This is a genomic window from Citrobacter sp. 506, assembly GCF_050434985.1.
Classification (GTDB): Bacteria; Pseudomonadota; Gammaproteobacteria; order Enterobacterales; family Enterobacteriaceae; genus Citrobacter; species Citrobacter braakii.
Genome location: NZ_JBNDJN010000001.1, coordinates 877,966 through 903,806, shown reverse-complemented (window position 1 = coordinate 903,806; position 25,841 = coordinate 877,966). Strand labels below are relative to the sequence as shown.

At 49.6% G+C, this 25,841-nt stretch carries 26 protein-coding genes and 1 pseudogene; 17 read left to right on the top strand and 10 right to left on the bottom strand.

The genetic code is table 11. The features are described from left to right. Window positions 1–15: 15 nt before the first annotated feature. The gene (locus ABIE10_RS04525) at window positions 16–2,103 is read right to left on the bottom strand and encodes a TonB-dependent receptor (RefSeq protein ID WP_429154858.1); all 2,088 of its coding nucleotides are present in this window, start codon (window positions 2,101–2,103) and stop codon (window positions 16–18) included. 432 nt (window positions 2,104–2,535) lie between these two features. On the opposite strand from ABIE10_RS04525, the gene ABIE10_RS04520 reads away from it, so the two are divergent. The 10 genes from ABIE10_RS04520 to ABIE10_RS04475 all read left to right on the top strand — a co-directional run bounded on the left by ABIE10_RS04520 (window position 2,536) and on the right by ABIE10_RS04475 (window position 10,361). Next, on the top strand, window positions 2,536–4,122 hold the full coding sequence (locus tag ABIE10_RS04520) for an ABC transporter substrate-binding protein (RefSeq protein WP_286454744.1): 1,587 nt from the start codon (window positions 2,536–2,538) through the stop codon (window positions 4,120–4,122). Next, window positions 4,122–5,096 (top strand): ABC transporter permease, encoded by a 975-nt coding sequence (locus ABIE10_RS04515; RefSeq protein ID WP_016156289.1) that lies wholly within the window; start codon window positions 4,122–4,124, stop codon window positions 5,094–5,096. Before ABIE10_RS04520 ends, ABIE10_RS04515 begins: the two co-directional genes overlap by 1 nt. Further along, window positions 5,086–5,898, top strand: a complete 813-nt coding sequence (locus ABIE10_RS04510; RefSeq protein ID WP_429154856.1) for an ABC transporter permease — start codon at window positions 5,086–5,088, stop codon at window positions 5,896–5,898. The genes ABIE10_RS04515 and ABIE10_RS04510 overlap by 11 nt, the downstream gene beginning before the upstream one ends. Beyond that, on the top strand, window positions 5,892–6,686 hold the full coding sequence (locus tag ABIE10_RS04505) for an ATP-binding cassette domain-containing protein (protein WP_016152790.1): 795 nt from the start codon (window positions 5,892–5,894) through the stop codon (window positions 6,684–6,686). Before ABIE10_RS04510 ends, ABIE10_RS04505 begins: the two co-directional genes overlap by 7 nt. Beyond that, the gene (locus ABIE10_RS04500) at window positions 6,670–7,260 is read left to right on the top strand and encodes an ATP-binding cassette domain-containing protein (protein WP_049041643.1); all 591 of its coding nucleotides are present in this window, start codon (window positions 6,670–6,672) and stop codon (window positions 7,258–7,260) included. Before ABIE10_RS04505 ends, ABIE10_RS04500 begins: the two co-directional genes overlap by 17 nt. 85 nt (window positions 7,261–7,345) lie before the next feature. After that, window positions 7,346–7,996 (top strand): metal-binding protein ZinT, encoded by a 651-nt coding sequence (gene zinT / locus ABIE10_RS04495; RefSeq protein ID WP_016152792.1) that lies wholly within the window; start codon window positions 7,346–7,348, stop codon window positions 7,994–7,996. A gap of 140 nt (window positions 7,997–8,136) precedes the next feature. Continuing rightward, complete coding sequence (gene leuE, locus ABIE10_RS04490; RefSeq protein WP_141875084.1) at window positions 8,137–8,775, top strand: leucine efflux protein LeuE; 639 nt, start codon at window positions 8,137–8,139, stop codon at window positions 8,773–8,775. A 173-nt stretch (window positions 8,776–8,948) separates the two neighbouring features. Beyond that, window positions 8,949–9,311 (top strand): DUF1971 domain-containing protein YeaR, encoded by a 363-nt coding sequence (gene yeaR / locus ABIE10_RS04485; RefSeq protein ID WP_429154853.1) that lies wholly within the window; start codon window positions 8,949–8,951, stop codon window positions 9,309–9,311. A 3-nt stretch (window positions 9,312–9,314) separates the two neighbouring features. Next, window positions 9,315–9,497: a DUF1869 domain-containing protein gene (locus tag ABIE10_RS04480; protein WP_003832433.1), complete on the top strand. Its 183-nt coding sequence runs from the start codon at window positions 9,315–9,317 to the stop codon at window positions 9,495–9,497. Window positions 9,498–9,713: 216 nt separating this feature from the next. Then, window positions 9,714–10,361 carry a hypothetical protein gene (locus ABIE10_RS04475; RefSeq protein WP_047498949.1) on the top strand — a complete coding sequence of 216 codons (648 nt, stop codon included), beginning with the start codon at window positions 9,714–9,716 and terminating at the stop codon, window positions 10,359–10,361. Between the two features lie 49 nt (window positions 10,362–10,410). Here the strand turns inward: ABIE10_RS04475 and fdhF are convergent, their stop codons facing one another. After that, a complete protein-coding gene (gene fdhF / locus ABIE10_RS04470; protein WP_429154851.1) occupies window positions 10,411–12,558 on the bottom strand; it encodes a formate dehydrogenase subunit alpha in 2,148 nt (715 codons plus the stop codon). 359 nt (window positions 12,559–12,917) lie between these two features. Between fdhF and ABIE10_RS04465 the strand changes: the two genes are divergently transcribed. Beyond that, the gene (locus tag ABIE10_RS04465) at window positions 12,918–13,166 is read left to right on the top strand and encodes a GlsB/YeaQ/YmgE family stress response membrane protein (RefSeq protein ID WP_016152796.1); all 249 of its coding nucleotides are present in this window, start codon (window positions 12,918–12,920) and stop codon (window positions 13,164–13,166) included. 49 nt (window positions 13,167–13,215) lie between these two features. On the opposite strand, the gene yoaJ is transcribed toward ABIE10_RS04465, so the two are convergent. From yoaJ to ABIE10_RS04450, 3 genes are read right to left on the bottom strand one after another with little or no spacing between them, the layout of a single operon-like run. Continuing rightward, complete coding sequence (yoaJ, locus tag ABIE10_RS04460; protein WP_101700011.1) at window positions 13,216–13,290, bottom strand: protein YoaJ; 75 nt, start codon at window positions 13,288–13,290, stop codon at window positions 13,216–13,218. A gap of 2 nt (window positions 13,291–13,292) precedes the next feature. After that, complete coding sequence (locus ABIE10_RS04455) at window positions 13,293–13,391, bottom strand: YoaK family small membrane protein (RefSeq protein ID WP_032941789.1); 99 nt, start codon at window positions 13,389–13,391, stop codon at window positions 13,293–13,295. Window positions 13,392–13,438: 47 nt separating this feature from the next. Then, window positions 13,439–14,464, bottom strand: coding sequence for a sensor domain-containing diguanylate cyclase (locus ABIE10_RS04450; protein WP_131381123.1), 1,026 nt, complete (start codon window positions 14,462–14,464; stop codon window positions 13,439–13,441). A gap of 186 nt (window positions 14,465–14,650) precedes the next feature. Here ABIE10_RS04450 and ABIE10_RS04445 point away from each other — a divergent pair, with 186 nt between their 5' ends. Next, window positions 14,651–14,899 carry a putative hemolysin gene (locus ABIE10_RS04445; protein ID WP_016152798.1) on the top strand — a complete coding sequence of 83 codons (249 nt, stop codon included), beginning with the start codon at window positions 14,651–14,653 and terminating at the stop codon, window positions 14,897–14,899. Window positions 14,900–14,906: 7 nt separating this feature from the next. Here ABIE10_RS04445 and ABIE10_RS04440 read toward each other — a convergent pair whose 3' ends face one another. Next, window positions 14,907–15,254, bottom strand: coding sequence for a DUF488 domain-containing protein (locus ABIE10_RS04440; protein ID WP_016152799.1), 348 nt, complete (start codon window positions 15,252–15,254; stop codon window positions 14,907–14,909). 198 nt (window positions 15,255–15,452) lie between these two features. Here ABIE10_RS04440 and ABIE10_RS04435 point away from each other — a divergent pair, with 198 nt between their 5' ends. Beyond that, window positions 15,453–16,160, top strand: coding sequence for a CTP synthase C-terminal region-related (seleno)protein (locus tag ABIE10_RS04435; protein ID WP_429154847.1), 708 nt, complete (start codon window positions 15,453–15,455; stop codon window positions 16,158–16,160). 36 nt (window positions 16,161–16,196) lie between these two features. Here ABIE10_RS04435 and ABIE10_RS04430 read toward each other — a convergent pair whose 3' ends face one another. Then, on the bottom strand, window positions 16,197–17,384 hold the full coding sequence (locus ABIE10_RS04430; protein ID WP_429154845.1) for a CynX/NimT family MFS transporter: 1,188 nt from the start codon (window positions 17,382–17,384) through the stop codon (window positions 16,197–16,199). 99 nt (window positions 17,385–17,483) lie between these two features. Between ABIE10_RS04430 and ABIE10_RS04425 the strand changes: the two are divergent. Further along, a pseudogene (locus tag ABIE10_RS04425) lies at window positions 17,484–18,282 on the top strand (AraC family transcriptional regulator). Here ABIE10_RS04425 and ABIE10_RS04420 read toward each other — a convergent pair. From ABIE10_RS04420 to dgcJ, 3 genes are all read right to left on the bottom strand, one after another. After that, complete coding sequence (locus ABIE10_RS04420; protein WP_016152803.1) at window positions 18,259–18,705, bottom strand: DUF441 domain-containing protein; 447 nt, start codon at window positions 18,703–18,705, stop codon at window positions 18,259–18,261. The pseudogene ABIE10_RS04425 and the gene ABIE10_RS04420 sit on opposite strands and share 24 nt — an antisense overlap. 137 nt (window positions 18,706–18,842) lie before the next feature. Then, a complete protein-coding gene (locus ABIE10_RS04415; RefSeq protein ID WP_046275927.1) occupies window positions 18,843–19,346 on the bottom strand; it encodes a YbaK/prolyl-tRNA synthetase associated domain-containing protein in 504 nt (167 codons plus the stop codon). A gap of 44 nt (window positions 19,347–19,390) precedes the next feature. Further along, on the bottom strand, window positions 19,391–20,881 hold the full coding sequence (gene dgcJ, locus ABIE10_RS04410; RefSeq protein WP_016156302.1) for a diguanylate cyclase DgcJ: 1,491 nt from the start codon (window positions 20,879–20,881) through the stop codon (window positions 19,391–19,393). 860 nt (window positions 20,882–21,741) lie between these two features. On the opposite strand from dgcJ, the gene ABIE10_RS04405 reads away from it, so the two are divergent. From ABIE10_RS04405 to ABIE10_RS04395, 3 genes are all read left to right on the top strand, one after another. Further along, complete coding sequence (locus tag ABIE10_RS04405) at window positions 21,742–22,350, top strand: fimbrial protein (protein WP_429154842.1); 609 nt, start codon at window positions 21,742–21,744, stop codon at window positions 22,348–22,350. A gap of 65 nt (window positions 22,351–22,415) precedes the next feature. Further along, the gene (locus tag ABIE10_RS04400) at window positions 22,416–23,123 is read left to right on the top strand and encodes a fimbria/pilus periplasmic chaperone (protein ID WP_047498933.1); all 708 of its coding nucleotides are present in this window, start codon (window positions 22,416–22,418) and stop codon (window positions 23,121–23,123) included. 33 nt (window positions 23,124–23,156) lie between these two features. Further along, the gene (locus ABIE10_RS04395) at window positions 23,157–25,784 is read left to right on the top strand and encodes a fimbria/pilus outer membrane usher protein (protein WP_429154840.1); all 2,628 of its coding nucleotides are present in this window, start codon (window positions 23,157–23,159) and stop codon (window positions 25,782–25,784) included. The last annotated feature ends 57 nt before the right edge of the window (window positions 25,785–25,841 follow it).

The window sequence follows — 25,841 nt, the reverse complement described above, 5'->3', positions numbered from 1 at the left end:
TAGGAAAAAACTAAATCAGAACTGGTAGTTTAATGATACCCAATAGTTACGGCCCGGGTTTACGTATCCGGTAGTGGATTGCGCAGTCTGATAGTAATCTCCTGCGTAGGTGCTATTACGGCCCACCTGATAAAGTTTAACCTCGCTAAAGTCTTTATCCAGCACGTTATTGACCGCCGTATTCAGCGTCAGATCTTTGGTCAGCTTATAAGACATCCCCATGTCGAGAACGGTCCAGGCTTTTAAATCAGCGCCTTTATCGTCATAGACGGCCTTTTGTACTGCGCTGAGGTTGTTGTAATTTTCGGTAAAGCGTGGGGCTTTACCGCGATAACGTGCGCTCAGCCAGGCATTCATATCTTCCGTTGCCTGCCAGTTCAGGCGAGCGTTAGCCATATGTTTTGGCGTGTAGCTTAACGGCGCGCCTTTATTGTCACCATCTTTTTGCTTGCTCTGGGTGTAGGTGTAGTTGAGGGATAAAGTCAGCACATCCGACCACAGAGGGAAGGTGCTGGCAAATTCAACGCCATCGGTCCTTGCCTTGCCGCTGTTGGTATAGCTGTTGGTATTATCATCGATAGAATACGAGACAATTTTATTTTTGTATTCGGTATAGAAGCCGGTAATGTTGGCGTTCAGCCCGGTGTCGTTCTCGTAATACAGCCCGGTTTCATAGCTGATACTTTCCTCAGGTTTTAGGTTCGGATTACCGACCGTATTCACGGTTCCTTGCGCGGTGACGCCGCTGATCCCGTTATGTAACTGGCTCAGTGATGGCGCTTTATAACCTGTCGTCACGCCGCCTTTGAGCGTCCATTCGTCGGATACGTCCCAAACCATATACGCTCGTGGGCTGAAATGACCGCCAAAGACATCGTTATGCTCGTAGCGTGTCCCTGCGGTTAAGGCCAACGAGTCGAGAATATGCCATTCATCTTCTACATAGGCCGCCCACGTTTTTTGATGGAACGTTTCGCCGGTATTGGCCAGCACCACACCGTCTTTCATCCGCGCATCCCAATATTCCCCGCCGAGGGTTAAGAGGTGCGAATCACCTAATGGCGTCAGCAGTACTGAGTCCAGAATGACGTTGGTGTTCTTCAGTTCACGTGCGTCACCGGCCCGGCCTGCGTTCTCTGGCGTGAGTGCGGAGGAGACCAGTTGTCGTCCTTTGTTCTCAGTTTCATTCCAGCCGAGGGAGGATTTCCAGGTGCCGAACGTTAAGGCGGTATCGTGGCCGAGGGTGACTTTGTTACGCTCATAGCGCAACGTTTTATCGTAACCCCCCGTCAGGTTACCCAACTGACCGTCATCGTTATCATAGCGCTGTCTGGCGGAGTCGAGATCTAACCATAGCGTATTGCTTTCATTCGTTTTCCAGTCGAGTCGCGTGCCGAAGTTATAGTTTTCTGACTCGGTAGGATAAGGTACGCGGGTGGAGGAGGTATCGCTCAGGGAGGTAACGCTGGAACCCTGACGTTGGGTGGTGCTACCCCGAACCTGCATATCCAGTACGCCAGCGATTAACGGGCCGCTTGACCAGAAGTTGGCGACCGTGCTGTTACCCCATTTATTACTCTCTTGCAGGTTAACGCCGGTATTGATGGATGTACTCCATTTATCGGTGCTTTTTTTGGTAATGATATTCACCACGCCACCGATTGCGTCGGAGCCATAAAGCGTCGACATCGGGCCGCGGATCACCTCAATATGATCGATTGCCGCCAGTGGAGGCATAAAGCTGGTATTCATAGCTGAGAAGCCGTTTGGCGTCACATCGCTGCTGCCGTTTTGACGAATACCATCAATCAGGATCAGGGTATAACTGGCGGGCATGCCACGAATGCTGATCTCCAGACCACCGGTTTTACCGGTGCTGCTTTCAACATCCACCCCTTCAACAGAACGCAAGGCTTCGCCTAAATCATTATATTTATTGGTTTGTAACTCTTGCTGTGAAATAACGGAGACGCTGGCGGCAGCGTTGGTGATTTTCTTTTCGTAACCGGAAGCGGTTACCACCATAACATCTTCAGCAAAGGCCAGGGGACTGGAAAATCCTAAACAGGACAGAACAACAGAAGCAACAGGTTTTAAACGCATAGTCAAACTTCCTTTGTTAAAAATTCAAAGGAAGTAAGATAATTGATGGGAATGATAATAAAAATAATTATCATTATATGTTTACATAACTTATCACTTCTGGTGTTTTTCTTGAATAAATATACATAAATTGTCATTAGTTTTAGCTAAGTAAATAGCGGAAATGACCAATAATTAGTATTTGTAATCATTAGGTTGTAATTAATTTGCCATTAATTGAATGGCTAACATTTAATCTATTTTCTGTGATTCAGAGGGTACTCAATTAGGAGTATCAGAAAAAAGTATGATAATTTTAGAAAATCGTCATACTTTTCTGCGCCGCATCATTTTTTTCGTCATTTCAGTCCGCCATAATCCCTTCCCCAGGAGACCGTTTAACGGCAATGAATCGTTGAGCGGCATAAAAATAACGCAAATCTGGATAACATAATGATTAAAGGCAAGCTGGCACTGCTTACGTGCGCATTGACTCTCGCAATAACCTCACCACTTCTCGCCGCGCAAAATGTGAGCGAGGGGCAGACGTTGAAGCTGGCAATTGGACCTGAGCCAACGGAAGGGTTTGACCCGATGCTGGGCTGGAGTCATGGCAGCTATTTGCTTTTGCATGCACCATTATTAAAACAAAACGCAGATATGAGCTGGGGTAACCTGCTAACGGAAAAAGTTGAAACCAGTGCTGACGGCAAAACCTGGACGTTGACGTTAAAACCCGACCTTAAATTCTCCGATGGTTCCCCGCTAACCGCTGAAGATGTGGTGTTCACCTATAATAAAGCCGCAAAGAGCGGCGGCAAAATCGACATGGGTAACTTTACTCATGCCAGCCTGAAAGATAACCGCACGGTAGAAATCACGCTGCGCAGCCCGCAGAGCACCTTTGTGAACGTGCTGGGCTCTTTGGGTATTGTTCCCGAAAAACGGTATGACGAAAAAACATTCGCCAAAAATCCGATTGGCGCGGGCCCTTATCGGTTGGTGAGTTTTCAGCCGGGGCAGCAGCTGATCGTGGAGGCGAACCCCTGGTATGCCGGTAAGAAAAATGATTTCAGTAAGCTGGTGTTTGTCTTCCTTGATGAAGATAACGCTTATGCCGCAGCGCGCAGTGGTCAACTGGGACTCGTGCGTATTGCGCCTTCGATGGCGGTTGCCCCTCAACAGCAGAATTTGAAGCTGTGGGTACGCGACAGCGTGGAAAACCGTGGCATTGTGTTCCCGATGGTTCCAGCGGGTAAAAAAGACGCCAATGGTTATCCGATCGGTAACGATATCACGGCTGATATCGCCATCAGACGCGCCATCAACTACGCCATCGATCGTAAACAACTTGCCGATCAGGTCATGGAAGGTCATGCGATTCCGGCGTATAGCGCGGTTCAGGGCCTGCCATGGCAGGGACAGTCAGTTGCGTTCAAAGATGGCGACAGCGAAAAAGCACGGATGATTCTGGAAGAAGCCGGCTGGAAGGTGGGGAAAGATGGCGTACGCGTGAAAGACGGTAAAGAGGCTCGCCTGACTCTGTGGTACGCCAGCGGTGACAGTACGCGCCGGGATTTAGCCGAGGCCGTACGTGCGATGCTGGAGCCCGTGGGTATTCAGGTCTCGCTGCAATCCGGAAGCTGGGAAACCGTTGAGCGGCATATGCATGCGAACCCGACGCTGTTTGGCTGGGGAAGCCTGGATCCGATGGAACTTTTCCATCACTACAGCAATCAGGCCGCGGGCGTGGAATACTACAATCCAGGCTATTACAGCAATCCCGTCGTTGAACAACATCTTAAACAAGCCATTGATGCTCCGGACTGGCAAAAAGCGTTGCCTTTCTGGCAACAGGTGGAGTGGGATGGCAAGCAAGGGGCTGGGGTGCAGGGCGATGCCGCCTGGGCATGGCTGCTGAACATTCAGCACACTTATCTGGCAAATCCGTGTATTGACTTAGGCAAAGGCGCGCCGGAGATCCACGGTAGCTGGTCCCTGCTCAATAATCTGGATGAATGGACCTGGACCTGCCGTTGATGAAGTCTGTTGTAGGCCATTTTCTACGGCTGATAGTGTTATTAGTGCTGGTTGCGGCTGGCACTTTTATGCTGCTCAGCTTTTCTCCTGTCGATCCGATTCGCGCCTATATCGGCAACGATCTCCTGCACGTGCCGCCGGAACAATATGCGCGTATCGCTGCTCGCTGGGGATTAGACCAGCCGTTATGGGAGCGTTTTGGTCACTGGTTTATACGTGTATTGCAGGGCGATCTCGGCTACTCAATGTTGTTTAATGCACCGGTTGCCAGCGTAATCAAGGAGCGCTTTGCGACTTCGTTTGCCTTGCTTGGCGGCGCGTGGCTGCTCTCCGGCATACTGGGAACGGCAATGGGGTTTGTCGCGGGTCGTTATCTGAATCGCTGGCCGGATAAAGCAATCTGTCGACTCAGCTATCTGCTTTCGTCGTTGCCGACCTTCTGGATTGGCATGCTGCTGCTGGCGTTATTTGCCGTGCGCTGGCCGGTATTTCCGGTCTGCTGCGCGTGGGAGCCGGGCAACAGTGGCGATATGGCTACGCTGGCTGAGCGTCTGCGCCATTTAGTGCTGCCCGTTTGCGCGCTAAGTTTATTGGGACTTGGCCAAATTACACTTCATACGCGGGAAAGTATCGCCAGCGTGATGAAAAGCGATTTTGTCCGTTTTGCGCGTTCGCAGGGAGATAAAGGCTGGTCGCTGTTGCGTCATCAGGTTCTGCGCCACGCTATTACGCCCGCGCTGTGCCTGCAGTTCGCCTCGTTGGGAGAACTGCTGGGCGGCGCACTGCTGGCGGAAAAAGTTTTTGCTTATCCGGGACTGGGACAGGCCACTATTGATGCCGGATTACGCGGCGATCTGCCGTTACTGATGGGGATTGTGTTGTTCAGTACCGTGTTAGTGTTCATTGGCAACTCGCTGTCTACCTGGCTTGTCCATGTGTTGAACCGTGCTCTGGAGCGACCTGATGCTCTATAATCCGACGCCGACGCTGATTCGTCTTCTGCTCTCTTTTAGCTGCCTGTTAGGCATTGCGGTGTATGGCGCCGCGACGCTGGAAACCCCATTGAGCGTTAATCTGCTTGCCCGTCATTTACCGCCTGATGCGCTGTATTGGTTTGGCACCGATAACCTCGGTCGCGATCTGTGGATTCGTTGCTTTCAGGGCGCGTTAACCAGTCTGCAAATTGGTATTGGCGCGGCGTTGTGCAGCGGCTTCATCGCATTACTGATGGCGGCGGTTTCACGTATACATCCGCGTCTGGATGTACTAATGCGTCTGATTACCGATGCCATGCTGTCAATGCCGCATCTGCTGTTGCTCATATTGATCTGTTTCACGCTGGGTGGCGGAAAAAATGGGGTGATTATGGCGGTTGCGTTGACCCACTGGCCGCGTCTGGCGCTAATCCTGCGTGCCGAAGCGCAGCGCGTGGCCCACAGTGACTATCTGACGTTAACCTGGCGTCTGGGACACGGACATTTTTACTGCTGGCGGCTTCACTATCTCCCGGCATTGTTACCCCAGTGGTTAACGGGAACCTTGCTGATGTTTCCCCACGCGGTGTTGCACAGCGCGGCGTTGAGCTTCCTCGGTTTTGGGCTGGCGCCGCATGAACCATCGCTGGGCCTGTTGCTGGCTGATGCGCTGAGGTTTATCAGTCATGGAGACTGGTGGTTAGTGCTGTTTCCTGGGCTGATGCTATTCAGTCTGGTTATGTTATTCGATCAGCTCGCAAGGGCAGTGCATCGTTTATGGTTACGAGGTGACGCATGTTGAGTTTAAGACAGGTCTCGCTGGACGTGGCGCGTTATCGCTGGTACGGCGCGAGAAACTGGTCTTCGCTGTTGCAGGATATCTCTTTCGACGTAGCGCCAGGTCAGATGGTGGCGTTAGTCGGGGGAAGTGGGGAAGGTAAAAGCCTGTTGCTGCAATGTCTGCTTGATCTCTTACCGGACAATTTGCGCTTCAACGGCTCCATCACCCTGGAGGGGAAAACGCTGGACAGTGATGATATTCGCAAATGTCGTGGCAATACTTTCAGCTATGTCCCGCAAGGTGTTCAGGCGCTTAACCCGCTGCTCTCGATTGAAAAGCATCTGCGCAGGGCAAGTCAGCTCTCTGGCCAGGCCTGGAATGCCGGAAAAATTGAACGATTGCTCCAGCGTAGCCAACTAGAAAGTCGCGTATTAGATGCCTTCCCACGCCAGCTTTCAGGGGGGATGGCGAAACGTGTTCTGGCCTGTCACGCGTCGCTGAGTCAGGCTCGCTATATTCTGGCGGATGAAATTACCGCCTGGCTTGATGCACCGCTGGCTAATCAACTGCTTGAACAGCTACGTGAGCAATGTGAGCAAGGGGCTGGCGTTTTATGGGTAACGCACGACCTCACGCTTGCCGCTCGCCACGCGGACCGCATTGTCGCGCTGCACCAGGGAAGGGTGTCGGATAACGTCAGCCGGGAACAGCTGTTACGCGGAGAGATCAGCGAGCATCTGCAACGCCAATGGCGGGCCCTGCCTGAAAGAAATCAACTTTTTGGAGAGCGCGATGCTGTGCTGTCGTGAAGTGACGATTTGTCAGGGAGGAAAGGTGCTTTGGCAAAATCTGAACTTCTCTCTGCGCCCCGGAGAACGCATTGGGGTTTGTGCACCCAGCGGAACCGGCAAAACAACGCTGGGACGCGTACTGGCGGGCTGGCAAAAACCGACCTCGGGTGACATTCTGGTTGATGACCAACCGCTGCCAATGCACCAGTATTGCCCGGTGCAACTGGTGCCACAGCATCCGGAATTAACCTTTAATCCGCGGCGCAGCACCGGCGATGCGGTTTATGATGCCTGGCGACCTGATGCTGAACTGCTTACCCGTCTTCACATCAACCCTGAGTGGTTAACCCGCCGTCCCGGACAGCTTTCTGGCGGTGAACTGGCGCGAATTGCTTTACTTCGCGCGCTGGATCCGCGGACACGTTTTCTTATTGCCGATGAAATTACCGCCCAGCTCGATCCTTCCATTCAAAAAGATATCTGGGTATTGCTGCTTGAAGAGTGCCAGCGTCGGCCATTAGGTATGCTCATTATCAGCCATCAGCAGGCTCTGCTTGAGCAGATTTGCTCCAGAAAACTCATTGAAGCGTGAGGCAATAACGTGCAGTAATGTCTATTGATTAAACTGTTACGTTATATTATAACAATTCACTCGCAAACGATTTGAGGGTGAAATTTTGGCTATTCGTTTTAACAAACTGACAATCGCTCTGGGGATGCTTTTGGTCAGTGGGCAGGTTTTGGCCCATGGTCATCATTCCCATGGTGCGCCGATGAGTGAAGCAGAACAAAAGGCGTCGGAAGGGGTATTTGATGATAACCAGGTGCAGAACCGGGCGCTGTCCGACTGGGATGGCATGTGGCAATCTGTCTATCCGTATCTGGTCAGTGGCGAACTTGATCCGGTTTTCAAAAAGAAAGCGGAGAAAGATAAAAGCAAAACGGCAGAACAAATTAAAGCTTATTACCGTACAGGCTATGCAACCAATGTAGACACCATCGGCATCGAAGATGGCGTGATGGAATTTCACACCGGTAATCAGGTCGCATCGTGCAAATACGATTATGCCGGGTATAAAATCTTGCACTATAAATCAGGCAAGAAAGGTGTACGGTATCTGTTTGAGTGTAAAGCCGCTGACAGCAAAGCGCCTAAATACGTGCAATTCAGCGATCATATTATCGCGCCGCGTAAATCGAGCCACTTCCATATCTTTATGGGAAATACCTCGCAGGCTGCCTTGCTTGAGGAGATGGAAAACTGGCCTACCTACTACCCTTATCAGCTGAAGGGCGAAGAAGTAGTGGATGAGATGCTGCACCATTAATCTGGGCTAACCTTATCTGTACACACCCGCCACCAGTGGCGGGTTTTTTTAATTAATAACCTGCTCTTTCCATCACCTGTCGCATTCGTTAGCATATTGTATCGCAGCAAGTGCATGTGTTTTTTCAGGAAGAGGTTAACGTGTTCGCAGAGTATGGAGTTCTGAATTACTGGACGTATCTGGTGGGGGCTATTTTTATCGTGCTGGTACCGGGGCCAAATACGATATTTGTGCTGAAGAACAGCGTCGGTAGGGGAGTAAAGGGGGGTTATCTCGCCGCCAGCGGTGTGTTTATTGGTGATGCCGTGTTGATGTTTTTGGCCTATGCCGGTGTTGCTGCATTGATTAAAACAACGCCCGTTTTGTTCAATATCGTTCGTTATCTTGGCGCTTTCTATTTACTCTATCTTGGCGCGAAGATCCTGTATGCAACACTGAAATCGAAAGCAAGCGACGCCGTGCCCGAGGAAGTCCCGTTTGGTGCTATTTTTAAGCGCGCATTAATCCTGAGCCTGACCAATCCCAAAGCTATTCTGTTTTATGTGTCATTCTTCGTGCAGTTTATTGATGTCAATGCGCCGCATTCAGGGCTGTCATTCTTTATTCTGGCTATTACGCTTGAGATAGTGAGCTTTTTCTATTTGAGCTTCCTTATTTTCTCCGGCGCGTTTGTGACGCAATATATCCGTACGAAGAAGAAACTGGCGAAAGTGGGGAATTCCCTTATCGGCCTGATTTTCGTTGGTTTTGCCGCCCGTCTGGCCACGCTTCAATCGTGATGCCATCGGCCCGCTGATTGCGGCGGGCCTTTAATATTGCGCTCTTCTTTTCATTTATAATCGTAGGGTTATAACCAATAAATGGTATTTTAAATGTATATTTTGAGGCGTACCCTGTGTACAGCAGCGGTTCAATATGACTCGCTGGTTGTCGACTGGAAAAGGGAAGAAAAATGCTTCAAATTCCACAGAATCATATCCATACACGCTCTACGCCATTCTGGAACAAAGAAACGGCGCCTGCCGGAATTTTCGAACGCCACCTTGATAAAGGGACCCGAGCCGGGGTTTATCCTCGACTTTCGGTTATGCAGGGGGCGGTCAAATATCTCGGATACGCAGACGAACACAGTACGGAGCCAGTAGAGGTGATGATTATTGAAGCCGGTCAGTTTGGCGTTTTTCCACCGGAAAAATGGCATAACATCGAAGTGATGACCGACGACACTTACTTTAATATCGATTTTTTCGTCGCCCCGGAAGTTCTGATGGAGAGTGCAAATCAACGAAAAGTCGTGCGCACCGGCAAGGAGTAAATCATGGGTAAAGCAACCTATACCGTAACCGTGACCAATAACAGCAACGGTGTTTCTGTTGATTATGAAACAGAGGCGCCAATGACATTACTGGTGCCGGATGTGGCAGCTGAAGTGGTCAAAGATCTGGTCAATACCGTGCGTTCGTACGATACCGAAAATGAGCACGAAGTCTGCGGGTGGTAGGCATTAGTCACTGCTACTGATTGAATATATTAGTTTTTAATCTAAAAACTGCACTGCGCTTTGACGGCGCAGTGCGTTTTTTTATCTGGGCGAAACAGGGAAATATCCTGCAAGGATTCCTTAAGAATACCTTAAGAGATTCGCATTGATTGCTAATAGTTGATCATTCACAGGGGTTATGATCGCGAAACAGATATAAAACAGAACATCGCGCTTATGAAACTCAATACCCGACTTACATTACCCACAATCATTCTCGGATTAGCCATCGTGGCGATCCCGTTCGCCGCGAACTGGCATCTCCCGCTACTCAACGGTACTGTCGTCAGCTGGATTGAAAATGGCCAGGCGCTATGGCTGCTGTTTGGTGCCATATTTACACTCAGTTACATCAGGCCCTTATCACGTCCCGAAGGCGAGAAGCAATTTTGGCTTTGGGCGGCAGCGTGGTGGCTGGTATTACTGGGCCGAAGCACAAGTTGGGGCCGCGATTATTTTCCTGAGCATCCTAAACTCCTGTTCCGGGCTATCTCAGTGGTATTGATTGCCATGATTATTCTGCCAGTGCTGATTTCGAAGCGCTTACGCCAGGATATTGCCCGTCGCTTGCGCAATGAACCGCTACCTCTGTGGCTGTTAGCGATCACCACCTGTGCATTTTTGATCTCCGATACGGTAGAGCATCATCGTCTGCTGGCTCCCATCTTTCTGCACAATGCTCAGTATGGCGATCTGATTGAAGAACTGTACGAACTACCGTTTATGGCGGGATTGTTTCTGATGAACCTCGGCTTTATGCGGCGGGATAAGCAGGAGGAAGCTGCATCCATCCGCTTCAGTGAACCACAGCTGGCGAAGTCATGAGATAAGGCCTGAGTCTGGAAAGCCAGACTCAGGCGATGATGGCGGTGACTTACGCAATAGCCTCACACAGACGTGACTTCATGTCGCTATACGTTTGTGCGGCATATTTTTCTGCCCACCCCTGATCGGTAATGTGTTCAATATTTACGGCGCAATATTTGGTTTCCGGCGTTTTCGAAATAGGATCGAGATTGTCCTGGGTTAACTCGTTACACGCGCCAATCCACCATTGATAGGTCATATAGACCGTTCCGGCATTGATGCGCTCGGAGACATCCGCGCGGCTGATAACCTTACCGCGGCGCGAGCTGACCCATACCAGATCGCGATGACGAATACCCAATTTTTCAGCATCATGGGTATTGATTTGCACATACCCAGGCTCGTCTGCCAGTGCTTGCAACGCTGCGCAGTTGCCGGTCATCGAACGGCAGGAGTAGTGCCCAACCTCACGCACGGTACACAGCACCAGCGGATATTGTTCATCAGGAACTTCTGCAGGCGCTCGCCACGGTGCGGCAAACAGTTTGCCTTTGCCATTGGCGGTATCGAACTGGCTGTGCGCGTAAAGGTAGGGCGTACCAGGACTATCAAGATCCGGACATGGCCACTGAACATGACCCATCTCACCCATTTTCTCATAGGTCACGCCGTAGAACAGTGGACACAGCTCGCGCATCTCATCCCAGATTTGCTGGTTATTTTGATACTGCATTGGATAGCCCATTTCGCTGGCCAGCAGGCTGATAATCTCCCAGTCACGCTTTACATCACCAGTGGGTTCAATCGCTTTCTCAAAACGCTGGAAACCGCGATCGGCGCAGGTAAAGACGCCACCGTGTTCGCCCCATGAGGTGGCTGGCAGGAGGACATCGGCCATTTCCGCCGTCTTGGTCATGAAGATATCCTGCACGACGATAAAATCGAGCGCGTTAAATCCTTCGCGGACCAGACCCAAATCGGCCTCGGTTTGCAGCGGATCTTCTCCCATGATGTAGTAGGCTTTGATTTTGCCTTCGATAGCCAGATGCGGAACTTCGGTGATGCGGGTCCCAACCTTGTCATCCATCTGATTAACGTCAATGCCCCATGCGGTGGCAAATTTCTCCCTGACGGCGAAATCGGTTACGTCCTGATACCCTGGAAACTGGTTAGGTAGCACCCCCATATCGCACGCGCCCTGCACGTTATTTTGCCCGCGCACCGGGCCAACACCGACGTTAGGGCGTCCCAGATTTCCGGTCAGCAAGGCCAGGCTCGACAAACCACGAACCACGTCAACGGCCTGACCAAACTGGGTGACGCCCATCCCCCACATCACGGTGGCCGATGGCGCCGCAGCAAATGTACGCATCGCCTGACGAACCTGCTGTGCGGGAACACCGGTTAAATGTTCAACGTCTTCAGGCGCATACTCCTTAACGGTTTCCCAGTATGTTTCCAGTCCTTCCGCATGCTTTTGTACATACTCGCGATCGTAGAGTTGCTCCTCGATGAGAACATGGCCAAACGCGTTGACCAGCGCCATATTGCAACCGTTTTTCAACTGCAAATGTTGGTCAGCGATACGGGCAGTTTCAATCCGGCGTGGGTCGCAGACAATGATTTTTGCGCCGTTCTGGCGAGCTTTAATTACCCGGCGGGCCACAATTGGGTGTGAATCGGCACAGTTATAACCAAAGATCAGCAGGCATTTTGAGTTTTCAATGTCGCTGATGGAATTGCTCATGGCGCCATTGCCTAACGTTTCCTGTAACCCGGCCACGGAAGGGCCGTGACAGACGCGGGCACAGCAATCGACATTGTTGGTATGGAGCACGCCACGTGCGAATTTTTGCATCACGTAGTTGGTCTCATTTCCAGTTCCACGGGAAGATCCGGTGGTCATGATGGCACGAGGGCCATAGGTATTTTTGATTTCAGTTAAGCGTTTTGCGGTGTAACGAATGGCGTCATCCCAGCTAACGGGAGTGAATTTTCCACCTTTTTCATAACGGATCATCGGGCGAGTCAGACGGGGAGTCAGAAGGCGTGTGTCGTTAAGAAAGTCCCAACCATAATAGCCTTTCAGGCATAACTGATTTTGGTTCGTTACACCCTCTGCGGCCTCAGCGCGGATGATTTTGTTATTCTCAACAACAAGCTTGAGCTTGCACCCGGCCCCACAGTATGGGCATACACTGGTGATTTTTTTCATCAATAACAGACCTGTTAAATGCTGAAATAGCGCGAATTGTAGACGCAGTCACGCGATACGTATCGCGGACTACGATGTGTCGTAGTGACGGGCTGTTTAAGCATAAAGTGTGCCAGAAGTGAAAACCCAGCAATAGCAGGGGCTGGCGGCCAAAGCGTTAAGCAGAATGACTGACGATTCGACATTAATGACGAGGCGCGACAAAATTAGTCTGCCGGTCAGCGGTGTAACCTTATGAAACATCAGAAAAAGATGAAAAACAGAAGTGATAGCGATCACAAATTTTAATTTTTCAGCGCTATGCTATGCTTTTATACGACGAGTGAATTGTTAATTTAAAAACATAAGTGAGGGAAATTATGGGCATTATTTCATGGGTGGTTTTCGGTCTTATTGCTGGGATTTTGGCAAAATGGATTATGCCGGGTAAAGATGGCGGCGGATTCTTTATGACCATTATCTTAGGGGTTGTCGGTGCGGTAGTGGGTGGCTGGATCAGCACCTTCTTTGGTTTTGGTAAAGTCGATGGTTTCAACTTCGGCAGTTTCGCCGTGGCGGTGATCGGTGCGATTGTGGTGTTGTTTATCTACAGAAAAATCAAAAGCTAAGTAAACATACAGACAATAGAGGCCACTAATATGTGGCCTTTTTCTTAGGTCACCACCAGCCGAATTCTGTTCCCAGAACGACGATGATAGCCACGCCAATCATAATAAGCGTTGTTTTTTTCATCGTTATGCTCCCGGCGCAGCGTAGCCGCCAATAAAAAACCAGGATAAGAAAACGACAGCGGAAATGAAAATGATGACGGGGAAAATAATACCGAGTCGCATACGATTATCTGCCAGAGTTATTTAAAGACGGGTTAGCATAGCAGGGCTTAATGTACGACAAAAGTGGTTTTATCCTGACGCTTTTTATCCTTGTACATTGCGCTGTCTGCGAGGTGAAGCGCGCAGTTTACATCAGTCTCCAACGGATTAATTTCCACCACGCCCAGACTGGCGCCAGGATAAAATAGATGAATGTCACCCAGGTGGTAGTCACCACAAATTTGCTGTTGTAGCTGATTTTTCACCTGCTGCAGGCGGTCTCGCGGATCCCTGTCATCTTCCGGTGACAGGCTCACGACTAAAAATTCGTCACCACCCAGTCGGCCAAGGATATCATTGTCACCGCATTCGCGAAGCAGACGCTGACCAATCTGGATCAGAAACTGGTCGCCAACCTCGTGGCCAAAGCGGTCATTGATCAATTTGAAATCATCCAAATCAATATAGGCAAAAATAATCTTCTGCCTGAGATGTCGGGCAAGGGAAAAAAGAGTCTCAACATTTTCAAAAATGGCGCGCCGATTCGGTAATCCGGTCAGGGCATCGGTGTAAGAGTGCGCAATCAGCGCGGCATTCGCTTCGCGTAACTGAGCAACCAGCGACTCTTTTTGAATTGACTGGGCGATCAGGCCCGCAAACAGATGTAACACCTGCTCGCCACGTTGGCTTAATGCGTGCTGGTGGCGACTGGTGGCGCAGAGCGTACCGTAAAACGTTCCGTCGGGAAGATGAACCGGCGTGCTCAGGAAAGTGGTTATCTCCAGCGCGCGGGCGGCGGTACACTCCGGCCAGCGAGCGGGGACGTTGTCGCTGTACAGACAGTTTTCGTCTATGGCGCGTTTGCATAGCGTCTCATCCCAGGGTACGGACAGCCCTTCAGGGATCTGCATCTGCTTGCTATTGCGCGCATACAAAATATGCTGCAGGCGGGCATCTAAATCGACCTTAGTTAAATAGGTGGATTCCATCTCAGTCACCACTTCCAGCATCTCCAGAAGTTGCCGAACCAGGCTCTCAACTGACTGCTCCGTGGCTAAGGATTGTGAGACTCTGGCAAGGATCATGTCCGACATGAGGTGTAAATGCTCCTGAGTAATGACTGGGCTAACGTGGCCCGCATGATAGAACATCAAGATGAAAGATGAAACACGCCATCCCGCTCAAAACTTAAACATTAAATTGAAAGCTGACAGTAAAACATGGAGATAGATGGAAAGTCGGGGTAACCTGCCGGGATAAGGTTTTTAACAGGAGTCGATATGAAACTGGCGTCTATTATTTTGCCCGGCTTGTTGGTGTTAGCGGGATGTACCACTCAGCCCGAAGCCCCCAAACCGCCGAAGATTGGTCTGGCGAATCCGGCATCGGTATATTGCGAACAAAAGGGCGGCTCGCTGATTGCTGTGCAGACCCCGCAAGGCGTAAGGTCGGACTGCAAATTACCGGGCGGGGAAGTGATTGATGAATGGGCGCTCTGGCGCAGAGATCATCCGACAACGGGCAAATGAAATCCTGTTAGCATTGACGTATCCATTCAGCCAGCACCAGCGCGTGGTTTTGCTGGGTGTTTTTCGCCGCATACAGTAGCGTTAAGGTTTGCTGTCGGGCAATCTCTGCGAGACGCTTTCCTTCCTGCTGCTGTAGGGCGAGTTCAGCGCGATATTGCTCGGAAAAGTGTGTGAAATCAATCAATTCTGCGTGGAACGCCTTGCGTAAATCAGATGACGGCGTAAGCGCTTTATTCCATTCGTTAAAAATAAGGTCGGTCTTTTTTACCCCGCGAGGCCACAACCTGTCGACCAGTACGCGATAACCATCATTTTTTTCTGCTGGGTCATATACGCGTTTACATTGAATTTTCATCTTTTCATCCGCTCCATTAATCCACTGCTTTGATCTATTTCAACACCTTTATTACGGTTAAATAAGATCGTAAAACGTGACAATTGTAACATTCTGCCCGTCCTGACTCCCAATTTAAGGGATTGTGATACCAACAAAAAATCGGTAGGCTGAGGCTCCTTATATTGTCCCTCATTGTCTGGACATAAGGAAAGCTTAATGGAAATTTCCCCGTTTAAAGATACGCTTCGCATTGCGCTGGTGGGTGATTACAGCCCTGATATTGTGGCGCATCAGGCCATTCCTCTTGCTATCGATGATGCCGCTGCCGTCCTGGAATTAGTGGCTGATTATGACTGGCTAACCACCTCTGATATTAGCAGCAGTGAAGATCTGATTGGCTATGATGCTATTTGGGTCGTTCCTGGCAGTCCATATCGGCACCTGAAAGGCGCACTGATCGCGATACGCTACGCGCGTGAAAACAGCATCCCATTCCTCGGGACCTGTGGCGGTTTTCAACATGCGATTCTGGAGTATGCCCGCAACGTGCTGGGCTGGAGTGATGCTGCCCATGCGGAAACGGATACCACGGGGCGGATGGTCATCGCACCGTTGACCTGCTCGCTGGTAGAAAAAACGGATGATATTGAACTGAGGGCCAATACGCTGATTGCCAAAGCCTACGGACGGGGTGTTATCTCCGAGGGGTATCACTGCAACTATGGCGTATCGGAAGATTTTGCCGCCGAGCTTGAGAGCGGTGATCTTCGTGTGACTGGCTGGGATGAGGCTGGTGATATCCGTGCCATTGAGCTGGTGACGCATCCTTTTTTTGTCGGCACACTCTTTCAGCATGAACGTGGAGCGCTGGCGGGAAAACCCGTGCCGTTAGTTCAGGCAATGCTGCGCGCTGCGCGAGGATAAAAAACGGGCAGGTTGTTCTCAAACCTGCCCGCTGCTTTATGCGCTTGCGATCTCCCGATTACGCCCCGCGCACAGACCAAACACTGCCATCAGTATCGCTAACACGGCGACCCCAGCTAATGGAATCAGCCAGCTACCATTGAGGTCGTGAATCTTACCCATCAGCGGTGGCCCACAGGCGGCCAGTAAATACCCGACGGATTGTGCCATGCCGGACAGGGCCGCGGCCTGATGCGCTGAGCTTGCGCGCAGGCCAATAAAGGTCAAACCAAGGAGCATCGTAGCGCCTGAGCCAAAGCCAAACAGTATGGTCCACAGCAAAGCCTGCCCGGGCATTACCGCGAATCCCGCTGCGCCGATGGCGCACATTAACGAAACCAGTGCGGCGATGGCGCGCTGATCCTTAAATCTGTTCAGGACGAGAGGGATCAATAACCCCGGCGCGGCGGTTGCCAGTTGCAGTAAACCATGCAACGAACCGGCCTGCGCTTCGCTGTAGCCGTGGCTGATTAAAATGGCGGGTAGCCAGCCAATGATCACGTAGTAGATAAGTGAATTGATCCCGAGAAACAGCGTCACCTGCCAGGCGAGGCTCGAGCGCCAGATCGCGCGGGAATGCAAAGCGCGCGAGTTGCTCAAACTGGCATTGGCCGTCTGGCGACATTGGGGTAACCAGATAATCAGCGCCAGCAGCGGAAAGACCATCAGTACCATCAGCGCACCGCGCCAGCCAAACCCGCTCAGCGCCAGCGGAACCACAATAGCTGAACCCAGTGCCGCCGCTGCGCCCATAGTCAGCGAGTATGCGCCAGTGAGTTTTGCCACATGCTGAGCAAAATCACGCTTGATCAGCCCAGGTAACAGCACATTTCCCAGCGCGATTCCGCAACCAATGATAGCGGTGCCGCTAAACAGGAAACCTGGCGTGGGCAGCGAACGTATCGCAATACCTGAGCAAATCAGTAGCATTGCGGCAAACAGGCTGCGTTCGATACCCCAACGGCGTGCAACGGCGGCGGCCAGAGGCGATACCAGTGCGAAGGCCAGCAGCGGCAGGGTGGTCAGAAGTCCCGTCTGGGCGGTACTCAGGCCGTAGTCGGTGCGAATTGCATCCAGCAACGGGGCGGCTCCGGTAAAGGTGACGCGCAGCGTGGTGGCAATCATCAGGATCCCCGCGATCAGCCAGGCTGCGTTTTTGCCGCGGGAGGAAGGCATATTTGTCATTTTTTTCTCATATCGTCAGGCGAGGCGATACTTTAGCGTTTTTACTCAATGGATGAATCAAGCTAAAATGACAGTTTATCGCTAAAAACGGACATTTTTATGTTAGGACTGAGGCTGGATGGGTATGAGCCCGACCTTTACCACGATGCGGCGGTGGCGTTTTGTATTCAGGCCCGGGAAGATGAACTCTTCAGTCCGCTGCATCAGCACCGTAAGGGGCAGTTGATTCTGGCCTTGCATGGCGCGATCACCTGTGAGGTTGAAAATGCCATGTGGATGGTGCCTCCACAATATGCGGTATGGATCCCCGGTGAAATTCCACACAGCAACCACGTTACCGTTGGGGCGCAACTGTGCTTTTTGTTTATTGAGCCGCAGGCAGTCGTGATGCCTGAACGCTGCTGCACCCTGAAAATCGCCCCATTATGTCGGGAGCTCATTCTGGCGCTGGCGTCCAAAACGGATGATCAACGGCTGGAGCCGTCTACCCAGCGGCTGACGCAAGTGCTATTTGATGAACTCCCGCAGCAACCGCAGGAGCAAATGCAGTTGCCGGTTTCCGATCACCCGAAAATCCGCAGAATGGTCGCGACGATGGCACGGGAGCCCGCGCAGTGGCAGACGCTGGGACAGTGGGCCAGCGTATTTGCGATGAGTGAGCGGAACCTCGCCCGTCTGGTCGTTAAAGAAACGGGGTTGAGTTTTCGCCGCTGGCGTCACCAGCTTCAATTGATTCTGGCGCTGCAGGCGCTGATAGATGGTCATAACGTGCAACAGGTTGCGCACATGCTCGGTTACGATTCGACCACGGCATTTATCACCATGTTCAAAAAAGGCCTGGGACAGACGCCAGGCCGTTATCTGGCTGGACTGGCTACTGCTTCCCAACAATCAATGACACCAGACCTGCCGCAATGAGCGGTCCCACCGGCACACCGCGAAATAGCGCCACGCCCAGTACCGTACCCACCAGTAAACCGGCCACAAGCTGAGGCTGGCTACCCATGAGCGTGACACCGCGCCCGCCAAGCCAGGAGACGAATACCCCGATGGCAATAGCGACCAGTGATTTCCAGTTCACAAAGGAGTGGATGAGCGTGGAGGGGGGGAGCGTTCCGCTGGCGATCGGCGCCATGACGCCAATGGTTAGAATTATAATCCCGACAGTCAGGCCCTGTTTTTCTATCCATGGAAAGAAAGTATTCAGAGGGGTAACACGGACAATGATCAGCACCAGAATTGAAACAGCGACAGTGGTGTTGTGGCTGACAAAGCCCAGAGCTGCCAGTCCGAGCAGGATCAGCAGAGTGACATCAAACATCGTAGTTTCCTTGCCAAAAGAAAAAATAAGCCTGCTTACTGTACGCGTAAACGCGTGACGGAACAGGCTTTTTTTAATGATTATGATTTTTTTTGGGCTAATGCACGATGCTACGTTTTTACACCTGACTCGGGCGGCTATTGTACGCGGCGGAACGGGAGTAATTCCGGTTGCGCGATACGCAGGTAATCTGCGGTATCCATGATCACGGATTTTTCCAGCACTCCGGCATTGAACGCAATTTCATTAAAACGCTCAAACAATAGCGGATCGGCGACCAGCTTAAGTTTTGGATGGAAGCTAAACGGTGGGATAGCGCCGAATACGCAACCTGTCAGTGCATCGACTTCCGCCGGGCTGGCAAGTGATGCTCTTAACCCGCCGATATGGCTGGCTAACAGGCTCAGGTCGGCCTGCTGGTCGGCAGAAAGAATCGCCAGGACATGCTGATTAACGCCGTTGCCTTTGACCTTACAAACCAGCGCTTTTGCTCCCTGGCCCAGTGCGGTACCGCGAATTTCAGAAACCGCTTCACATTTGCCGACCGCTTCATGGCTTACCACGCGATACGTCGCGCCTTGTTCTGACAACAGCGAAATTAAACGCTGATGCGTTGCGTTACCTTTGTTCACTTCCGTCATGACTTACTCCTGGTACAACAATGAAAATCCTGTCAGAAAAATGATTACGCATCCGCGCGTTTTTTCTGTTTGTTCAGGTAGAGCTGTGCATCGGATGCTTTGTAGGCATCATCAATGGTGTCGTTTGGCTGCATATTATAAATCCCTGCGGAGAAGCTGATTGCTCTATCTTGCGCAATAATTTGTAAGTTATAGCGAATCCTCTCCAGCAGACGAGGCGTTAATTCAGCGGGGTAATCGATGAGGATAATGCAAAATTCATCCCCACCGAGGCGGATGGCATAGTCGTTTTTGCGAATCGAGGTTTGAATGGCTCTAGCCAGAATGGTGATAATGCGATCGCCTTCCTTATGCCCCAGCGTATCATTAATGACTTTTAGTTTATCGCAATCAATGGCGATAAAGGTCACGAGGGTGCCCGCGTTTACCAACTGCTGTAAACGTTGTTCGAGCGTCGGCGTTAAAATTTTGCGGTTGTAGAGCCCGGTCATCGCGTCACTGATATTTTCACGCGTGACGTTGTGATATAGCCGAAAATGCGTTCTGACCATATTCAGCAACAGTATTGTCGCCAGCAGATAGAAGGCGAATACTTTCCAGGAGGAGACAATAAAGTACATAAAATCAAGCGATAAGGTGATGCGTATACCGCCGGGCATGTCCTCCTGGTAGTGAACATAGCTAAACAGGTTGTTCTCACTTTGGTGAACGAGTATCTCTTTACCTGAGTTGATGTCCGAAAGCGTCACGTTAAGATAGCGCCAGACGAGAGGGCGGTCGCTGGTATAGAAAATATTCTTTAAATTCTCTTTGTTGATATCCACCATCACCACGCCTTTTAGCTTACCGGCATAGTAGACCGGTGTTAAAAAGCTCATCACTTTTTTCTCGGTCAGGTTATCTTCATAAATACGGGAGATTACCGTGCGGCCAGTGAAAATACCGTCAATGTCATTCTGGTTGATACCCAGGTTTCCTTTTTGCAAAAACGACCAGTTGTGTATCGCAAATTTCCGCGAGTCGACCAGATCAAAGAAATAGACGTAGTTATTTTTGAGATCGACGTAATATCGAAATTTATACTCCTGCATACCTAAACCATGACCGTAATCTTTCTGCTCACGATTAACGTTTACCGCCCGGTCAAAAGAGGGCAGTAGAAATATGTCTTCAAGTTTCTCGCTACATTTTGTGGTGGGGGTTTGCAACGTACCGTGTAATGGTAGGTAGTTATGCTGGGTGAGGTTGAGCCCATGAGTGCCGTTAACGCTGTCGAAAGCGTTGCAAAGTGCTTTTTGTTGCTCGATAGAAGCGGGTACCTGGGGGGATGAAAATGTGCGCATCAGATGGGCTGCAATACTTTGATTAGTATACTTATCATAGAGAAACGATGAGTCGGCTTTCTCATTGATATAGCGCATGTACGCATTCATTGCTTTATCGCTGGCAATGAGCTCATAAACTAAAAAAGAAAACGTCAAAACAACGACGCTGACGGAGATAAAGAGCCTGAGCGCTTTATGATGCAATTGCATAATGATGTACAGCCCTGTAAGTCTGATACTTCAGTCTATCACACGCCATACATCCGCTCTAACGCTACTGGGAAGGGCATTTTGTAATAAAAATCATTCGCGTGTGTTCTTAGTCAGCCAGGGCAAAACCCGTCAGCGTCCGGGGGCGTTAAAGCAACAGAGTGTTTACCATGCTGATACGGGCATAAAGATGGGCAGAAGTTATCACTAAGGTCGCTGATAACAACGTTATCTATAAAAGCCGAGAGGCAGATTGCTTGCAATGGAGAGTCAGACATCCAGTGACTCGTTTATTGTTCTGGGTTGGGAGGAATATAACGGCGGTGGTTATTGTTCCTAATGTATATGTTTTATTAATGATAAGGTAAATAAGTTGCGACAATAAAATTGTTTTCAAATATTTTATATTGTAATTGTATCAATATTTTTTTTAAATTCATCTCGTGAATTTATTCATGAGATCGATTGATCTTGGATTTATTCCTAAAAATAGAGTGTATTTCATCTATTGATGTCATAGGTTTTTCTATTTATAAATTATATTATGTTTTCTTTAACTAATTGTTTTAACTTATCATTTTATTTTCTGTGTGACTTTTTTTCTATGTTTTAAGTGAATTTTAAATGCGGCTTGTGAATGCTTTCATATATATTTTGTAGCGTGTCAATTGGTTGCAATTTACATCCATTAATATAATAATGTGCTCACGGCGTTACCCTTAATAATCTTTGCTACTGTTTTTGATCTACACCGCTATTGCGGGCTGCAGTGGAACTAAAATGTGGTGCTTTTGTATACGCCAGCATAATGCACGGTAAGTATTAGTTATATTTTTTGTAAATAAATGGAGTTATGAATTATGTGTCGTTCAATTATTAAAATTGCTCAGGTTGCTGCATTGGTTGCAGGTGGTTTAAGTGCGGTGAATGCGATGGCGGCTGATGGCCAGATTCGTATTAATGGCGAAGTCATTAACAAAACGTGTGCTGTGGCGATCAACGGTGCACCGACTTCTACTTTGCTGCAGATTGATCCGATTGCTGCTGTGGATATGACGGATTCTGTTGCGATCGCGAATGGTACCAATATGAATGCTTCTCGAGATATGCGTACTGTAAATATCACTCTGGAAGGCTGCGTGATGCCAGCCGGTAAAACCGGTGTTGCGGTTAGCTTTGATTCTACTGGTTATGCGGATTCAGGCACCAGCACCTATCGTAACGTCCTGCTGGACTCCGTCAATACCATGGATACTGCTGCTAAAGGCGTGCAGATTGGCTTCACTAAAGACACTGACGCTACCAAAACACTGGCGATGGGTCCAAATACTGTAGATCAAGCGGATTATAAAAGTACACAGACGAATGCCCAGACCTACAGTTTTAACACTCGTTATGTCCAGACGGGTACAGATGTTGTCGCTGGTGATATCGAAACGGTAGCTACCTTCAGCGTAGTTTACCAGTAATTATTGATTAAGACTGAGGCGGCAGTTTTTATTGCCGCCTTATTTTTCAGAGAGTAATAAATTAAATGTCCATCAAATATTTATCTGCAATTATGGCCGCGACTTTGGCCTTCAGTTCGTCTGTATGGGCCGATGTCGTCATTAATACCACGCGTGTGATTTATAAAGAAGCAGCCAAAGAAGTTAACGTTCGCCTGACCAATGAGGGGCCGCGTCCACTGCTGGTGCAGTCATGGTTGGATGATGGTCGTGCAACGGAATCGCCGGAAAATATCGATCTGCCATTTATGTTAACACCTCCGGTGTCACGTATTGATGCGAAGAAAGGCCAGACGCTGCGTATTTCTAAAATGGACGCCAGTTTGCCGAAAGATCGTGAAAGTATTTATTATCTGAACGTGTTAGAGGTTCCGCCAAAAGCAAAAGGTGAGGCTGCTGGCAATAATAAATTACAACTGGCATTTCGTACTCGGATTAAGATGTTTTATCGCCCAGATGCTTTACCCGTAAAACCACAAGATGCGGCAGGTAAGGTTGAATGGCGTGCGGAAAATGGCACATTAGTTGCAAAAAATAACTCCCCTTATTATCTGACCTTCAACATGATGAAAGTTGGTAATAATTCGGCGAAGCCAGGAATGGTTGCACCTTTTGCAACGGAAAAGTTCACATTTGATAACAAAACGTTTAAAGCAGCTGTAGGAACCAATCTGACGTATAGCTATATTTCGGATTATGGTAACGATGTAGAGGGTACTGCTGTTATCAAATAGTATTTTTTCACGATGGAACGTTCGGGTTTTTCTATGGATATGTTAATTAGCGATCGTTTTCGTTTGTCGAGTATTGCTAGCACATTTATTTTATTGAATGTTGTCGGGACAGCGAATGCTACTGAAACCCCTGCACAAAATAGTGTTTCGCCTGCATCATCAGTAGAAAATTCTAATGTGCAGGAAAAAGAAGAAAATAAAGAAAGTGAGGAAATCGGTACTGAAGATGAAGAGGTAGAATTTAGTAATATCTTTTTATCTAATCAGCCAATAGACGTTAGCCGTTTTTCCAAAGGAAACCCTGTTACCGCCGGGAAGCATTACGCAACCGTTGTACTTAACGAGCGCGAAATGGGTAAGTTTGAAATTCAGTTTGATGAAAACCCAAAAGATCCGTTACGTGCAATTCCTTGCCTGAGCCTGAAAGAATTGGCGAATTTTGGTGTTGATCCTGGTGCCATTAATGTTTCTGGCGCAGAGGCGGAAAGCTGCATTTCGCTGAAAATCCTGATCCCCCAGGCTAAATGGAAAATGGATATCAACGATCAGCGTTTTATGCTGAATATTCCACAGGCCATGGTACTGGCAACACGTCCTGATGAAGTGCCGGATACGCTCTGGGATGACGGCGTTAACGCGGCGTTTGTCGGTTATAACACCAGTTATTATCGTTCAAGTTACAGTGGGGTTAGCTCTGATAGCGCTTGGGTCGGCCTTGATGGTGGACTGAATTTACTGGGCTGGCGCGTCCGTGTCCGTGGCGACGCGAACTACACAAAAGACAGTGGAACAACGTTCGACAGTTCGAACCTGTACGTGGAACACGATGTCGCGCCGCTGAAGTCACGGCTACGGGTCGGTGAGATCTATAGCAGCAGCACCTTTTTTGATGGGTTTCCATTACGCGGCGTGACGCTGAGCAGCGACACGCGAATGCTGCCAGACTCCCTGAACAGCTTCCGTCCGGTTATTCGTGGGGTTGCGGAGTCGAATGCGAAAATTATTATCAGCCAGGCTGGCACTAAAATATTAGAAACAACCGTGCCGCCGGGAGCATTTTCGATTGACGATTATAATCCGATCAGCTCCAGCGAACAGCTTGACGTTACGATTCAGGAGGCGGACGGTCGGACGCGTCAGTTGATTATACCTTTCAATGGCAGTGGGCAGCTGCTTTACCCAGGGGTCAGCCTTTATTCGCTGGCGGTGGGGGAATATAACGGATCGAGCAGCGCAGAGAAACCTGTTGTCACCCAGGGAACCTGGCAATACGGTCTGAATAATTATCTGTCTTTATATACTGGTGCTGAATATATGTCGGGCTACTACTCTGCTCTCGGCGGGGTGGCGCTGAATACGCCGATTGGTGCAGTCTCAATAGACTTGACACAGTCGCATTTGTCAGCGGAAGAAGGCAGCCGGGAAGGGCAGAGTGTGGGGATTAAATACAACAGTTTTATCTCCTCGACAAATACCAGTTTCAATATTGCGGCTTACCGTTATTCGACAAAAGATTTCTATACGCTGAGTGAGGCAGTGGATCGACTATCGGAAACCGACTGGATGGACCTGGAGGATCGCCTCAAGTCACAGGTACAACTCAACGTCAACCAGTCGCTGGAAAATGGATGGGGCTCATTTTATTCTTCAGCGATGCTATCAGAGTATTGGCGTTCAGGGCGCAAAGAGAAAAGTTATCAGTTGGGTTACAGCAACTCTCTGGGACAAGTCAGCTATAGCGTTTCCGTTAACCGTTACTACACTGACGGTAATGAGAAAGACGATCAGGTTTATTTGTCGTTTTCTATACCGCTTGGCGATCGTTCCGGTGATAAAGCGCCGCTGTTTGATTACCTGAACACCAGTTATACCCGAAGCAGCAAGGGAGACAGTAATTTATCGACCTCGACCTCGGGTTATAACCAGGATGCAGGCATGAACTATGGCGTCAACGCAAGTTATCGCCGCAACGGCTACGACGATAATAAGATTGAGAATATTGGGGCGAATGCCTCCTGGGATACCCGTTACGGTAGCTGGGGGGGGAACATATCTGCCGATACAGAGAACAGCCGTCAGATGTCTGTGAACGGCAGCGGTGGGGTTTTAATTCACAAGGGCGGCGTAACTTTCGGACGAACCATTAACGGTGACACGCCTGTTGCATTGATTGAGGCGAAAGGTGCGAAAGGCGCACTGGCGATGGGTGACAGGGCTGCGCGAATTAACAGTGCCGGGTATGCCTATGTTTCTAGCCTGTCACCTTACCGCTTTAATGATGTGAGTATCGATCCATCGAAAATGGAACAGGATACCGAATTAAAAGAGACATCGACGAAAGTTGTTCCGCGTGCAGGGGCTATTATTTATGTTCCTTTCGCTACGGACGATCGTCGCTCGGTATTTTTCCGTCTTAGTTTGAAAAATGGTAAAAATATTCCTCTGGGGTCTGAGATATTTAATGAAAATAATGAGGTCGTGGGCACGGTTGGACAAGGTGGTCGTGCCTTTACTCGAGGAATAGAGCAGTCCGGGACGTTATCTGTTATCTGGGGCGATAACACCGAAGAACAGTGTCGGTTTAATTATCAGTTACCTGAAACGACTCAGGAAGATATCAACAGTAAGACGTTGTCTGTCGATAACGTAATCTGTGATTAATAACATCATCGTTAAGTTAAGCCACATCAGCATTGATGTCTTTAATTAAAAAAGGAG

What these genes read in the sequence shown, in the direction of transcription:
- ABIE10_RS04515 (WP_016156289.1), top strand. Translation starts at nt 4,122, where the DNA reads ATGAAGTCTGTTGTAGGCCATTTTCTACGGCTGATAGTGTTATTAGTG.
- ABIE10_RS04510 (WP_429154856.1), top strand. Translation starts at nt 5,086, where the DNA reads ATGCTCTATAATCCGACGCCGACGCTGATTCGTCTTCTGCTCTCTTTT.
- ABIE10_RS04395 (WP_429154840.1), top strand. Translation starts at nt 23,157, where the DNA reads ATGGATATGTTAATTAGCGATCGTTTTCGTTTGTCGAGTATTGCTAGC.
- ABIE10_RS04455 (WP_032941789.1), bottom strand. Translation starts at nt 13,391, where the DNA reads ATGCGACTCGGTATTATTTTCCCCGTCATCATTTTCATTTCCGCTGTC.
- ABIE10_RS04415 (WP_046275927.1), bottom strand. Translation starts at nt 19,346, where the DNA reads ATGACGGAAGTGAACAAAGGTAACGCAACGCATCAGCGTTTAATTTCG.
- ABIE10_RS04465 (WP_016152796.1), top strand. Translation starts at nt 12,918, where the DNA reads ATGGGCATTATTTCATGGGTGGTTTTCGGTCTTATTGCTGGGATTTTG.
- ABIE10_RS04435 (WP_429154847.1), top strand. Translation starts at nt 15,453, where the DNA reads ATGGAAATTTCCCCGTTTAAAGATACGCTTCGCATTGCGCTGGTGGGT.
- ABIE10_RS04505 (WP_016152790.1), top strand. Translation starts at nt 5,892, where the DNA reads ATGTTGAGTTTAAGACAGGTCTCGCTGGACGTGGCGCGTTATCGCTGG.
- ABIE10_RS04405 (WP_429154842.1), top strand. Translation starts at nt 21,742, where the DNA reads ATGTGTCGTTCAATTATTAAAATTGCTCAGGTTGCTGCATTGGTTGCA.
- dgcJ (WP_016156302.1), bottom strand. Translation starts at nt 20,881, where the DNA reads ATGCAATTGCATCATAAAGCGCTCAGGCTCTTTATCTCCGTCAGCGTC.
- ABIE10_RS04420 (WP_016152803.1), bottom strand. Translation starts at nt 18,705, where the DNA reads ATGTTTGATGTCACTCTGCTGATCCTGCTCGGACTGGCAGCTCTGGGC.
- ABIE10_RS04430 (WP_429154845.1), bottom strand. Translation starts at nt 17,384, where the DNA reads ATGACAAATATGCCTTCCTCCCGCGGCAAAAACGCAGCCTGGCTGATC.
- ABIE10_RS04400 (WP_047498933.1), top strand. Translation starts at nt 22,416, where the DNA reads ATGTCCATCAAATATTTATCTGCAATTATGGCCGCGACTTTGGCCTTC.
- ABIE10_RS04450 (WP_131381123.1), bottom strand. Translation starts at nt 14,464, where the DNA reads ATGTCGGACATGATCCTTGCCAGAGTCTCACAATCCTTAGCCACGGAG.
- ABIE10_RS04475 (WP_047498949.1), top strand. Translation starts at nt 9,714, where the DNA reads ATGAAACTCAATACCCGACTTACATTACCCACAATCATTCTCGGATTA.
- yeaR (WP_429154853.1), top strand. Translation starts at nt 8,949, where the DNA reads ATGCTTCAAATTCCACAGAATCATATCCATACACGCTCTACGCCATTC.
- ABIE10_RS04440 (WP_016152799.1), bottom strand. Translation starts at nt 15,254, where the DNA reads ATGAAAATTCAATGTAAACGCGTATATGACCCAGCAGAAAAAAATGAT.
- ABIE10_RS04445 (WP_016152798.1), top strand. Translation starts at nt 14,651, where the DNA reads ATGAAACTGGCGTCTATTATTTTGCCCGGCTTGTTGGTGTTAGCGGGA.
- ABIE10_RS04520 (WP_286454744.1), top strand. Translation starts at nt 2,536, where the DNA reads ATGATTAAAGGCAAGCTGGCACTGCTTACGTGCGCATTGACTCTCGCA.
- fdhF (WP_429154851.1), bottom strand. Translation starts at nt 12,558, where the DNA reads ATGAAAAAAATCACCAGTGTATGCCCATACTGTGGGGCCGGGTGCAAG.
- ABIE10_RS04480 (WP_003832433.1), top strand. Translation starts at nt 9,315, where the DNA reads ATGGGTAAAGCAACCTATACCGTAACCGTGACCAATAACAGCAACGGT.
- ABIE10_RS04500 (WP_049041643.1), top strand. Translation starts at nt 6,670, where the DNA reads ATGCTGTGCTGTCGTGAAGTGACGATTTGTCAGGGAGGAAAGGTGCTT.
- ABIE10_RS04525 (WP_429154858.1), bottom strand. Translation starts at nt 2,103, where the DNA reads ATGCGTTTAAAACCTGTTGCTTCTGTTGTTCTGTCCTGTTTAGGATTT.